Origin of the sequence: Vibrio sp. 10N.286.49.C3, from assembly GCF_041469545.1 — a bacterium.
Taxonomy (GTDB): Bacteria; Pseudomonadota; Gammaproteobacteria; order Enterobacterales; family Vibrionaceae; genus Vibrio; species Vibrio tasmaniensis_A.
Genome location: NZ_JBFRKT010000058.1, coordinates 70957 through 82952 on the forward strand (window position 1 = coordinate 70957; position 11996 = coordinate 82952).

Consider the following 11996-nt stretch of genomic DNA (forward strand, 5'->3'; position numbering starts at 1 on the left):
ATTAAAGACGCCGCTATACGGTATAAATAATAAGCTGTAGCGCCATATAACCGGTATAGGAGCCGTAAATGAGGATTAAAATTGCACCAAACTGACGAAATAAGTCAGCTTGTTGCAATTTTTTGAGGAAATTTGCCCCCATTCCAACCGTGAGCATCGCAGGGAGGGTTCCTAAACCGAAAGCAAGCATGATACCCGCTCCGTTATACCAACTTCCTGATACGGCCGCCCATGTAAGCATAGAATAAACAAGGCCACATGGTAACCACCCCCAAATGAAACCAAATGGTAGAGCGTGACTAGGATGCTTCAATGGTAGAAATGATTTACCGACAGGAGAGATATAGCGCCATAGTTTTTGTCCGACTTTTTCAAAAAACAACAAGCCGAACCACCATTTGCCAATATACAAACCTAAGACGATCATAAAGCCAGCAGCAAATAATCGAAGCCAACCTAGCAGAGCGTTAAAATCGCTTAGCTGACCTATAGAAGAAATTGCACCGCCAATCACACCGCCAATCACGGCATAGCTTAGCAAGCGTCCTAGGTTATAAAGCAGGGGAATGACAGGGGAAGGTTTACTGTTTCCAATTGAAAGAAGCGACGCAATGCCACCACACATTCCCATGCAGTGACCTGCGCCGATCAACCCAACAACAAAGGCTCCGATCCAATCAGGCGTCATCGTTCTTTTTGTCTAAGTTAGTTTGGCTTTCTACGTTAGCTTTCTCGTTCTTAACAGGTTTACTATCAGAATGGTGAAGAGCATTAGTGTCTTCATCAAACAGAATGTTGTGGCCTTGACGCTCAAGGTCTTCAAACTGCTCACTCTTAACTGCCCACAGAAAGATACCGACAGCGATGCACACAAGTACGATCGCAATTGGAATAAGTATGTATAAACTTTCCATTATTTACCTTGCTCTTTTAAAAGCCTTAACGAGTTAGACACAACAATAATAGAGCTAGCAGACATGCCAACAACGGCAATGTATGGAGCAACCAAACCAGCAACAGCCAATGGAAGAATAAGTAAGTTATACCCCAACGACCACGCTAAGTTTTCACGGATTATCTTACGCGTTTTAAGCGCTAATGTTCGTGATTTAAGTAATCTATCGAGTTTGTCACCCAATAACACCATATCCGCTGAGGCTTTCGCCACGTCGGTACCGCCGCCCATTGCGACAGAAAGGTGAGCACCCGCCAGAATAGGCGCATCGTTAATACCGTCACCAACCATCATGGTGATGTCACTAGCGTCTCTAGAGTTTAAATAAGCCAGTTTATCTTCCGGCTTCGCGTTAGCAACAATGTCAGTAATGCCGATCTCTTCAGCAACAGGTTTCGCGTTAATCAAAGAATCGCCAGTCAGCAGCGTGGTTTTGATTCCCGCTTCTTTGAATTGCTTAATGAACTCAATACTTTCTTTACGAATCGGGTCTTCATAAGTGAATGTTGCGGTATGTCGACCAGACATCGACAAGTAAATACCATTGCTTTCCGATGTTTGTGCATCACCAAGAATGAATTCACTGCTGCCGATAGCGACTTCTTGTCCATTCCACTCACCAGTGATACCAGAGCCAATTACGTTATTGACAGACTCTACTTCGATATCATCAGAAAGATGAGTCTTGAACGCTTTCGCGATAGGGTGGTTAGCATGTTGCTCTAGGCTCGCCGCTACTTTCAAACAGGTGTCTTTATCAAGTTGTGCGAAGGTTTCAACTTGGCTGATACGAATATCACCCTCGGTCAACGTGCCTGTTTTATCTATGATCAAGTGATTCACTTTGCACAAAGTTTCAAACACATGGCCTTTGCGCAGCAAGATACCGAAATTACCCATACGAGAAGTTGAGCAGGTGATGGCTGTCGGTGTTGCAAGCGATAGAGCACAAGGACATGTCGCAACAAGTACCGAGAGCATAATCCAGAAAGCATCTTCTGGACGTGTTTGGTGCCAGTAAAACCAAGTGCCGAACGAGATAACCAGAATCACAGCAACAAAGTATCGAGCAACCACATCGGCAATCTCTGCGATGCGAGGCTTAGACAGTTGCGCTTCATCCTGAAGGCGAACGATATTGGAAATCACAGAATCCGCTTTAGACGTCATCACTTCCAATTCAAACGATTCATCACCATTCAATGTACCAGCAAAGACGGTATCGCCTTCATTCTTAACCACATGAATCGATTCGCCAGTCAGCATGGATTCATCAATATGAACTCTACCAGACAGTACTTTACCATCCGCAGGGATATGCTCACCGGGTAGAACCCGAATCTGATCGCCAACCTTCAAGGTTTTTACCGGAACTTGCTCACCGTCTAACGTTGTCGCCATCGCAGGAACCAACTTAAGCAGGTTACCACTCGCGGCTGCTGCTTTACGACGCGCGCGCATCTCAAGGAAACGACCAAGCAACAAGAAGAAGGTGAACATCGAGATAGATTCAAAGAACACTTCGCCTTGCTCTGTCACCGTTGCCACTAAACTCGCAACATAGGCAAACAATAGAGCGATCGACACAGGAACATCCATGCCCAAGGTTCGGCCTTTAATACTACGCCAAGCGTTAATATAGAACGGTAATGCAGAGTAGAGCAGTACAGGCGTTGCGAAGATCAAACTCACCCAACGAAAGTAGCTTTTGAATTCCGGCTCAAGGCTGCCAAAAACTTCAAGATAAAGCGCCACAGCCAGCATCATGACCTGCATGGTTGCTAACCCAGCAACACCGAGGCGATAAAGGTAGTTCTTCATCGAGCGATGATAAGCGGCTTCTTGTTGGTCAGCCTCGAATGGTGCAGCTTTGTAGCCCAACCTATGAATCGCGGATAGCAACTCGCTCAGTTTGGCCTGAGTGTTGTCCCAACTAAGCAAAGCACGGTTGGTCGTGGTATTAACACGAATACTCACAACGCCAAGCTTTGAAGAAACTTGCTTCTCAATAAGCCAAGCACAAGCCGCACAAGAGACACCATCTAGTGACAATGTCACCTCAGAGATGTTTTCGGAGTTACGGACGAACTCCAATTGAACATCTTCATTGTCGTAATGACTCAGTGCCAGAAGCTGCTCTGGCACCAAATCTGCTTTTTCAGCAGGAGCAGTACGGTATTGGTAATAAGAGACCAAACCGCTATCTATGATTGTCTGGGCTACGGTTTCGCAACCCGGACAACACATCGGTCGAACCGATCCTAAGATTTCTACTTTAAAATCCGTTTCCGCTGGTACATCTTCACCGCAGTGATAACAGGATTCACACATAAGCTTTAATTCGTTAGTTGAGTAGGAGTATCAATAGGGAAGTTCATGCGACCTTGCACTAACCATTCAGAATCATGCGGAGAAAGCTCAATAAACCATGGTCCTTGCATTTCGTGATCCAAAGTCATGGTGTAGTTGCCTTTCGCATCCGCTGTCAGTAGTTGAGTAAAATCGCGGTCAGGCAGTGTTCTGTGAACAAACATTGCGTTAATCGCAGGGAAGTGATCGAGTTTACCTTTCTCAAGAGTAATGATAACTGAGTTACCTTTCTCGTTAACTGAAGCTGAAAGGCCGAGTTCCTTTGCAATATTTACTTTTGAAATGTCGACATTAATGCCTTTTCCTTTTTTATAGTAATCCTCAGTCACTAGGTCTACAGAGTTCTGTGTGAACACAATAACCGTCATGATGGTCCAAATAACTACTGTCGCTGGCAACGCGATTAAGAACCACGGCCAAAACTGTTTATACCAAGGCTTTACCATAAAAAAGATCTCAAAAAAGAATAAAAAGAAGGGGTTATAAAATAAAGGAAAGACAGCCTCTTAGAAAGAGGCTGTTATTGAAATGTTACTTATTATCCGAGTTGCTTAAGCTCCACACGTATGATGAAATCAGTTGTACTTTATCCTCGCCTAGAATGTCTTTCCAAGCAGGCATAACGCCAGAGCGTCCGTACATTACTGTTTCCGTCACAGCAGCGCGAGAGTCGCCAAACAACCAGTCGCGGTCGGTCAGGTCAGGTGCACCTACAGCAGGGTTACCCTTACCATCTGTACCGTGACATGCAGCACATACAACAAAGCGAGCTTTACCAGCTTCAGCTTCACGAGCATTCACACTACGTCCAGAAAGGCTAAGCGTGTAGCTAACCACTTCTTTAACGCCTTGCTCACCAAGTGCATCTTTCCAGCCAGGCATTTGGCCAACACGACCATGCATGATTGTTGTCACGATAGCTTGTGGTTCACCACCATATAGCCATGCGTCATCAGTTAGGTTAGGAAAACCTTTTTGACCACGAGCATCAGAGCCGTGACACTGAGAACAGTTTTGCAAGAATAAACGTTGGCCCACTTTAATTGCGTCAGCATCTGATGCAATGTCAGGGACAGAACGTAAACCATTTTCGTCGTGAGCTAGCTTTTTGAATGCTTCACCAAAATAGGTGTTTGCGTCATCAAGCTCTTTCGCGTACTCGTCTAACTGCTTGTTCGCTTGAGCCGCAGCAATCGAAGAGCGAGACTCTTCAATACTACGAACTTCTTGGTTTGAACTTGTCCACCCTAGTAGACCTTTAAAATTGCCAAGGCCAGGGTAAAGAGCAAGGTAAACAGCTGCAAACACAATCGTACTGATGAAAAGGTATGTCCACCATTTTGGTAGTGGGTTATTAAGCTCACGAATACCATCGTATTCATGGCCCATATCATGACCTTCTTCTACGCCAGTTCGATCTTTAAAACACCAACGAAGCAAGACAGCACAACCAATTAGGGTACCAATCGTAATCGCACTAACCCAGATACTCCAGAATGTACTCATTACTTTGTCACTCCTTGATTTTTAGAACTTGTTGCCGGCTCGTCGTCTGCAAACACTAGGTTCGCATCTTCGTCGAAACGTGATTTACGATTCTTGCCGTATGCCCACCAAACGATGCCGATGAAGCAAGCAAAAACAGTAACAGTCCAAACACTTTGAAATGTAATAATGTCCATAATTATTCCTTATTTCATTGCGTGGCCAAGCGATTGAAGGTAAGCGATGATTGCATCCATCTCTGTTTTTCCTTCAACATCTTGTTTAGCGTTAGCAATTTGTTCGTCTGTGTAAGGAACACCAAATTGATTACGGAAGAGTTCAAGCTTCTGTTGAGTCAATTTGCCATCAAGTACATTCTCAGCAAGCCATGGGAAACCAGGCATGTTTGATTCAGGAACAAGTTCACGAGGGTCGATAAGGTGAACACGGTGCCACTCATCAGAGTAACGATCACCAACACGCGCTAGATCTGGACCAGTACGCTTAGAACCCCATAGGAATGGGTGTTCCCAAACGCTTTCGCCCGCTACAGAGTAGTGACCGTAACGTTCAGTTTCAGAGCGGAAAGGACGAATCATTTGGCTGTGACATACGTTACAACCTTCGCGGATATAAATATCACGACCTTCCATTTCCAGAGCAGAGTAAACGCGTAGGTTTTCTACAGGTTCAGTCGTCTGCTTTTGGAAAATAAGAGGGGTAATTTCTACTAAAGCACCAAAACTGATAGCAATAACGATCAAGATCGCCAGTAGGCCAACGTTCTTCTCTACCAACTCATGGCGATTATTTGAATTTGAGCTCATTCTAAATCTCCTTAAGCCGGTTGAGGGATAGCTTTAAGGCTATCTTTAGGTGCAGAAACAGTTTTGTACGTGTTGTATGCCATTAGGAACATACCAGATAGGAAGATAAAACCACCTAAGAAGCGTACAAAGTAGAACGGGTAAGATGCTTCTACAGATTCAACGAAGCTGTAAGTTAATGTACCGTCAGAGTTAACTGCACGCCACATCAGACCTTGCATCACACCAGAAATCCACATTGCAACAATGTAGAAAACCGTACCAATCGTTGCTAACCAGAAGTGAACATTGATTAGAGATACAGAGTACATACGCTCTTGACCAAATAGTTTAGGAACTAAGTGGTAAACCGAACCGATAGAAACCATCGCAACCCAACCTAGCGCACCAGAGTGAACGTGACCGATAGTCCAGTCCGTGTAGTGAGATAGTGCGTTAACCGTTTTGATTGCCATCATAGGGCCTTCGAAAGTCGACATGCCGTAGAATGATAGAGAAACGATTAGGAAACGTAGGATAGGGTCGTAACGTAGCTTATGCCACGCACCAGATAGAGTCATAATACCGTTGATCATGCCACCCCAAGATGGAGCAAACAGAACCAAAGACATAACCATACCTAGAGACTGAGTCCAGTCTGGAAGTGCTGTGTAGTGTAGGTGGTGAGGACCAGCCCAAATATACAGAGACACAAGAGCCCAGAAGTGAACAATCGACAAACGGTAAGAGTAAACAGGGCGACCAGCTTGTTTAGGAACGAAGTAATACATCATACCTAGGAAACCAGCTGTCAATAGGAAGCCTACCGCATTGTGTCCGTACCACCATTGCACCATTGCATCGATCGCTCCGGAATAAATCGAGTACGATTTAAACGCAGATACAGGAACAGCCAGGCTGTTAACGATGTGCAACACGGCAACCGTGATGATGAAGGCTCCGAAGAACCAGTTAGCTACATAAATGTGCGATGTCTTACGTTTAATCATGGTTCCGAAGAACACGACCGCATAAGCTACCCACACAAGAGTAATAGCAATATCGATTGGCCATTCAAGTTCTGCGTATTCTTTACCAGAGGTTAAACCTAACGGTAAAGTAATTGCAGCGGACAGGATAATCGCTTGCCAACCCCAAAAGGTAAAGGCTACGAGAGGGCCACCAAAGAGACGCGTCTGACAGGTACGTTGCACAACATAATATGATGTTGCAAACAGCGCACTTGTACCGAACGCAAAAATAACCGCATTAGTATGCAGGGGACGTAAACGACTGTACGTCAGCCACGGCGTATCAAAGTTTAGCTGTGGCCAAACTAATTGAGCGGCAATCAAAACACCAACGCCCATACCGACAATACCCCACAAAATTGTAACGAGGGTAAATTGACGGACGACCGTATAGTTGTAGTTTTGTTCAAGCTGCTTTTCTTGGCTCATTTGCATGCTTCCAATTTCTTATTTACTACACTTTACTTCCAACACGACTCACGTCGTAATGCCACCCAAATTAGAAAAGGAAATTCAGCCTATTCAGAGCTTTATTTCCACTTGCTGATTTTAAAAAAAAGTGGCATTTTCAACGCGACACTATACTTGAATTAACAAATCAATGACAGAGTAGTAACCTTACGCTTGGTCTGGAATTGGATTTTTATTTAAAAACTTTGAACTTTGTAACAAGGAGTAAAGATTATAATGGCGGCACAAAAGCTAACAAAAGGCAGACTTGTTCAAATTATCGTCATGTTGGTTATTTTAATAGCTGCATTTACTTGGAGAACAGTGACATACGACAATGACGAAACAGTAAACTGTATAATTTCTAAACCTTGCCAAATTACTATTGATAAACATAATGTTTTAATTTCGGGTGATAACCTAGGGTATTCGATCGAAACATCTAAAACTGGTAAATTTATCATTAACTATAATGAGAGCGGAACTCTAGAAGAAAAAGGGGCATCAATTTGGCTGTTACGAACGAACGCTCAGAACTCCTCAATAACGGTTACATTTCCACAACAGATAGCCACACTTTCTGTAAACCTTTCTAAGGAATAACACAGTAACAAGTTAGTCTCACCTCAATTCTTTTGATAGAAATATGTACTAAGTCAGTGAAATAGATTGTATAAAAGTGTTATAAAGAGAGCATTAATAAAATCTTCCGAGATCTATGAAATTTCTATCAAAAGTCTCTTATTCCCTAGACGATAAAATCGCAGTAGATGAACTGCTCAGTGGGGTGGCAAACCCTGACGATATTGCCTGTCTTATCTGCTACTGCACCGAAGAGTACTCCACACTTGCTGTGCAGAGATATTTGGTAGATGCGCTCCCGAATACACCAATACATGGCTGCACCACTTGTCACGGTATTATGACCGAAACAGGGTTCCATTCAGGCCCTGTGATTGGGATACTCATCATCTATGATTCCGGGATCAATGCCTACGGTACCGGCATCAGTCACTTTGGCGATTCCATAGACCGTAGTACATTCAGCGCCATCGATAAAGCATTAAAGAACGCCAACCGAGAAGGTGAAATACCCGATCTTATCTTGCTCCATTCCACCCCAGGAAATGAAGAGAAGGTGATGGCGGCCATCGATAACAAATTTGGCACAGAGGTGCCGATTATTGGTGGAAGCGCAGCAGACAATCAAGTGTCTGGAAATTGGAGTATCTTTACCGAAGAAGCTCTTGCTATTAATGGCGTCTCTTTAACGGTGTTTTTTGCGTCACAATCCATCTATTCATCTTTTAGCGCCGGTCATACACCCACTCAGTATTCAGGCACCGTCACCAAAGTAAGAAATCGAATATTGTTAGAGATCGACCATAGGCCAGCGACCACCGTTTATAATGAATGGACTAATTTTCATTTAGGTGGCAGTGATGATGGGTATATTTTTGAAAAGTCGACAGTTTATCCATTAGGCCGAAAGGTCGGCTCTTCTTACGACTACCCATATTTCAAGCTATCGCATTCGATCAGAGAAACTGAGTGTAACGGTATCGAGTTGTTCACTGATATAAATGAAGGTGACACCATCTATTTGATGCAAGGCTCTAAGCAACAACTTATAAGTCGTGCCGCTAACATCATTCATTCGTCTTACTATAATGATATGGATCTTGAAGAAAAATTAGGGGCGATCAACATATTCTGTGCAGGACCAATGCTGCACCTAAAACAAGATATGGATGAGGTTTGTGACCAAATCAATCACGCACTTGGTGGGCTTCCATACATATGTCCATTTACGTTTGGTGAGCAAGGCAGACTCTCTGGTGGTGAAAATGCGCACGGAAATTTGATGGTATCGTCTGCAACGTTTTATAGGCTGAAAAAGTAATGGATACTGAAGACCAAGAAGCGCTGCAAGAAGCTCGTATTGAACTCCAAAAACTAAAGGTCCGTGAACGTAAATTAGCTGAAGAGAATAGGGTGATCCTATCGACTATCTCTGCGATCAGTAAGGCGAGTAACATATCTGAAATATTTTCTAGTCTCGAATTCGCACTCAAAAAATACATAAAGTTTGATGATTTTATTGTGGTATCAAGAGTAGGGAATGAAGGTAGTTTCAAAACCCTGTTAACCAATAACAAAGTATTCGAACAAATGAATTGGACAGATTGTGGCAAGCTATCGCGAGTCATTAATGGAGAATGTGCCATTCTTTTTGAACCCAAATCTCTGGGTGAATTCAGCACTTTGCATCCCATTATCCTAGACCAAATTAACTCCGTACTGATTACTGGTATTGATAGCGGGCTAACACAATCCGTTATCATCTTTATCCATTCCAATACCAAACACTTTAGTATTGAAACCAAAGCCACTCTAAACCGATTTCGACCGCTGATTGAGCGTGCTGTTTTCGATATTGAAAACAAAGAAAAACTTGAAGCGACAGTCCGAGAACGTACAGCAGAACTCGTAGCAGCAAGAAAAGACGCAGAAAGAGCCAACAAAGCCAAATCTGAATTCTTAGCAATGATGAGTCATGAGTTAAGAACGCCGCTAAACGCTACCATAGGCTTAATCGACACGCTAAAGTCCACACCGCTGAATGATGAACAACAGTCTATATTGTTAAATATGAGTACATCATCTGAACTCCTATTGGCGATCATCAGTGATGTATTGGACTTTTCAAAGATTGAATCTGGATGCTTCTCGTTGGCTCCTCAATGGAGCAACGCAAGAGACACTGTAACTTTTGTTTTATCTGAACAAAAGAAGATAGCAGACGATAAAGGGTTGTCGTTAACCCTAACTAGCGACATTCCAGAAGGTGAACTACATTACATCGACCCAAGTCGCTTAGCACAGATCCTTTTTAATCTCATTGGTAACGCAATAAAGTTCACTGAACACGGGCATGTACATGTTTCTATTACATACCAGCACAGTTCATTCCGTATTAGCGTAGAAGACACCGGAATTGGCATCAGCTCACAGCAACTTTCGTCATTATTCAGTCCGTTCGTGCAAGCCGATAGCACAATCACACGTAGATTTGGTGGCACTGGCTTAGGTTTAGCAATAACAAAACGACTAGTAGAACTGATGCGCGGACGTATATCGGTCGAGAGTGAGCCAGGAAAAGGCTCGAAATTTGAAGTGCGGTTACCAGTTTTAACGAGAGTTACGAACAATCAAGATCATGCTGCAGAAGATAAATACTCGCAAGTTCCAAGAACCCGTTATTCAGTGTTAGTTGTTGAAGACAACCCAACGAATCAGATGGTGATTCAATTGATCCTTGCGCGGCAAGGCCACGAAGTTTTCATCGCAAGCAACGGTGAAGAAGCCATTGGCTTTGTAGAAAGAGGTAATGATCCGATAGACATTATCTTGATGGATGTGTCGATGCCAGTTATGGACGGAATAACCACAACCAAATACATGAGAGACGCAAACATCAAAACACCAATCGTCGCGCTAACGGCACACACATCAGTAGAAGATAAATTTTCTTGTTTAGATGTCGGTATGAATGATTTCATTACCAAACCTGTAAGAACCAAAGAGATCATTGAAGCAATTGATAGGTTAATGCTTGAAGTCTAATAAACGTATTCTTAATCGAAGATTAGGAAATATGTTTATTAGGTATTTTATGGTAAATAGACTTACTGTTAAATAGAACGTCAGTTTGGTAGTCAAACAAGAGGCAGGGCATCACACAAAGATACCTGCCTCATAAACACTAAACCCAATTTAACATAATATACATAATACGCAGTTGGCTTGTAGGCGCAAAGTTGTAATGTCACTATTTTCCAAAGTTAAAATGTCCCTTTAGCTCATCACCACTAGACTTAATTGATATTGGTAACGCTATGGACATAACAACATGCTGGTGACTATGAGTGATTCAGAGATCAATCGTTTTAAAGTAATTGAAGATGTGTGTCAGCGACGGATACGTCGAGTTGATGCTGCTGAGATTCTCTGCTTGAGTGTCCGTCATATCCAACGCTTGATGAACCGACTTCGTAAATACGGCGCAAGCGGATTGGCTCATCGCGCTCGCGGTAAGCCTAGCAACCATAGGTATTCCAGTGATTATCGAAACGCGGTGTTAAGCCTTGTCCGCGAAAACTACAGCGACTTTTCACCAACACTCGCTCAAGAAAAATTATCTGAGCTGCACAACTTACCCGTATCAAACGAAACTTTACGTCAATGGATGATCGCCGACGGACTGTGGCTTCCACATGCACAACGAAAACCTCGAGTCTATCAGCCACGTTACCGTCGTGATTGCTTGGGTGAACTTATCCAAATTGACGGCTCCCATCATGACTGGTTTGAAGGCCGCAGCGACAAATGCTGCCTATTGGTGTTCATTGACGATGCGACTGGCCGCTTGATGAACCTCAGATTCAGCGAAACGGAATCCGCGTTTGACTACATGTTGGCGACGCGTGAATACCTCAATGAGCACGGTAAACCCATCGCATTTTACAGCGACAAACACTCCATATTTAGAGTGAATCAGGAGAAACACAAACAAGTTGGCCAAACTCAATACGGGCGCGTGCTGAAAGAACTGGCCATAGAACTCATCTGTGCCAACAGCTCCCAAGCCAAAGGCCGCGTTGAGCGAGCCAACCTCACGCTGCAAGACCGGCTGGTTAAAGAGATGCGCTTACAAGGTATCGACACCATCGAACAAGCCAACGCCTGGCTTCCCTACTTCACCGCCGATTTTAACCATCGCTTTGCTAAGTCCGCTCAATACCCAAAAGACATGCATCGTCCGGTTCGAGAGTCCAAGCAAGAACTCGACGATATTTTCAGTTGGCAAGAAACCCGCAAGCTCTCAAAGTCGCTGAC

General features: G+C 43.6%; 12 protein-coding genes. 4 read left to right on the forward strand and 8 right to left on the reverse strand.

The genetic code is table 11. The features are described from left to right. Nucleotides 1-13 precede the first annotated feature (13 nt). From AB4180_RS20995 to ccoN, 8 genes are all read right to left on the reverse strand, one after another. Nucleotides 14-688 carry a sulfite exporter TauE/SafE family protein gene (locus AB4180_RS20995; protein ID WP_102250105.1) on the reverse strand — a complete coding sequence of 225 codons (675 nt, stop codon included), beginning with the start codon at nucleotides 686-688 and terminating at the stop codon, nucleotides 14-16. Then, nucleotides 678-914 (reverse strand): cbb3-type cytochrome oxidase assembly protein CcoS, encoded by a 237-nt coding sequence (gene ccoS / locus AB4180_RS21000; protein ID WP_009846712.1) that lies wholly within the window; start codon nucleotides 912-914, stop codon nucleotides 678-680. The genes AB4180_RS20995 and ccoS overlap by 11 nt, the downstream gene beginning before the upstream one ends. Then, nucleotides 914-3286, reverse strand: a complete 2373-nt coding sequence (locus AB4180_RS21005; protein ID WP_102250104.1) for a heavy metal translocating P-type ATPase metal-binding domain-containing protein — start codon at nucleotides 3284-3286, stop codon at nucleotides 914-916. Before AB4180_RS21005 ends, ccoS begins: the two co-directional genes overlap by 1 nt. A gap of 5 nt (nucleotides 3287-3291) precedes the next feature. Continuing rightward, nucleotides 3292-3771 carry a FixH family protein gene (locus AB4180_RS21010; RefSeq protein ID WP_009846710.1) on the reverse strand — a complete coding sequence of 160 codons (480 nt, stop codon included), beginning with the start codon at nucleotides 3769-3771 and terminating at the stop codon, nucleotides 3292-3294. 85 nt (nucleotides 3772-3856) lie between these two features. Continuing rightward, entirely contained in the window at nucleotides 3857-4831 is a 975-nt protein-coding gene (ccoP, locus tag AB4180_RS21015; protein ID WP_009846709.1) for a cytochrome-c oxidase, cbb3-type subunit III, read from the reverse strand. After that, entirely contained in the window at nucleotides 4831-5007 is a 177-nt protein-coding gene (locus AB4180_RS21020) for a CcoQ/FixQ family Cbb3-type cytochrome c oxidase assembly chaperone (RefSeq protein ID WP_009846708.1), read from the reverse strand. Before AB4180_RS21020 ends, ccoP begins: the two co-directional genes overlap by 1 nt. Nucleotides 5008-5016: 9 nt before the next feature. Continuing rightward, nucleotides 5017-5637, reverse strand: a complete 621-nt coding sequence (gene ccoO, locus AB4180_RS21025; protein ID WP_004742292.1) for a cytochrome-c oxidase, cbb3-type subunit II — start codon at nucleotides 5635-5637, stop codon at nucleotides 5017-5019. 11 nt (nucleotides 5638-5648) lie between these two features. Next, nucleotides 5649-7082, reverse strand: coding sequence for a cytochrome-c oxidase, cbb3-type subunit I (ccoN, locus tag AB4180_RS21030; protein WP_009846707.1), 1434 nt, complete (start codon nucleotides 7080-7082; stop codon nucleotides 5649-5651). Nucleotides 7083-7334: 252 nt separating this feature from the next. On the opposite strand from ccoN, the gene AB4180_RS21035 reads away from it, so the two are divergent. From AB4180_RS21035 to AB4180_RS21050, 4 genes are all read left to right on the forward strand, one after another. Beyond that, the gene (locus AB4180_RS21035) at nucleotides 7335-7700 is read left to right on the forward strand and encodes a hypothetical protein (protein ID WP_009846706.1); all 366 of its coding nucleotides are present in this window, start codon (nucleotides 7335-7337) and stop codon (nucleotides 7698-7700) included. A gap of 115 nt (nucleotides 7701-7815) precedes the next feature. Next, nucleotides 7816-9000: an FIST signal transduction protein gene (locus AB4180_RS21040; RefSeq protein WP_009846705.1), complete on the forward strand. Its 1185-nt coding sequence runs from the start codon at nucleotides 7816-7818 to the stop codon at nucleotides 8998-9000. Next, nucleotides 9000-10724, forward strand: coding sequence for an ATP-binding protein (locus tag AB4180_RS21045; RefSeq protein ID WP_009846704.1), 1725 nt, complete (start codon nucleotides 9000-9002; stop codon nucleotides 10722-10724). The genes AB4180_RS21040 and AB4180_RS21045 overlap by 1 nt, the downstream gene beginning before the upstream one ends. A 298-nt stretch (nucleotides 10725-11022) precedes the next feature. Beyond that, a partial coding sequence (locus tag AB4180_RS21050) for an ISNCY family transposase (RefSeq protein ID WP_241909512.1) occupies nucleotides 11023-11996 on the forward strand: 974 nt, incomplete at its 3' end.

What these genes read in the sequence shown, in the direction of transcription:
- AB4180_RS20995 (WP_102250105.1), bottom strand. Translation starts at nt 688, where the DNA reads ATGACGCCTGATTGGATCGGAGCCTTTGTTGTTGGGTTGATCGGCGCA.
- ccoS (WP_009846712.1), bottom strand. Translation starts at nt 914, where the DNA reads ATGGAAAGTTTATACATACTTATTCCAATTGCGATCGTACTTGTGTGC.
- AB4180_RS21005 (WP_102250104.1), bottom strand. Translation starts at nt 3,286, where the DNA reads ATGTGTGAATCCTGTTATCACTGCGGTGAAGATGTACCAGCGGAAACG.
- AB4180_RS21010 (WP_009846710.1), bottom strand. Translation starts at nt 3,771, where the DNA reads ATGGTAAAGCCTTGGTATAAACAGTTTTGGCCGTGGTTCTTAATCGCG.
- ccoP (WP_009846709.1), bottom strand. Translation starts at nt 4,831, where the DNA reads ATGAGTACATTCTGGAGTATCTGGGTTAGTGCGATTACGATTGGTACC.
- AB4180_RS21020 (WP_009846708.1), bottom strand. Translation starts at nt 5,007, where the DNA reads ATGGACATTATTACATTTCAAAGTGTTTGGACTGTTACTGTTTTTGCT.
- ccoO (WP_004742292.1), bottom strand. Translation starts at nt 5,637, where the DNA reads ATGAGCTCAAATTCAAATAATCGCCATGAGTTGGTAGAGAAGAACGTT.
- ccoN (WP_009846707.1), bottom strand. Translation starts at nt 7,082, where the DNA reads ATGCAAATGAGCCAAGAAAAGCAGCTTGAACAAAACTACAACTATACG.
- AB4180_RS21035 (WP_009846706.1), top strand. Translation starts at nt 7,335, where the DNA reads ATGGCGGCACAAAAGCTAACAAAAGGCAGACTTGTTCAAATTATCGTC.
- AB4180_RS21040 (WP_009846705.1), top strand. Translation starts at nt 7,816, where the DNA reads ATGAAATTTCTATCAAAAGTCTCTTATTCCCTAGACGATAAAATCGCA.
- AB4180_RS21045 (WP_009846704.1), top strand. Translation starts at nt 9,000, where the DNA reads ATGGATACTGAAGACCAAGAAGCGCTGCAAGAAGCTCGTATTGAACTC.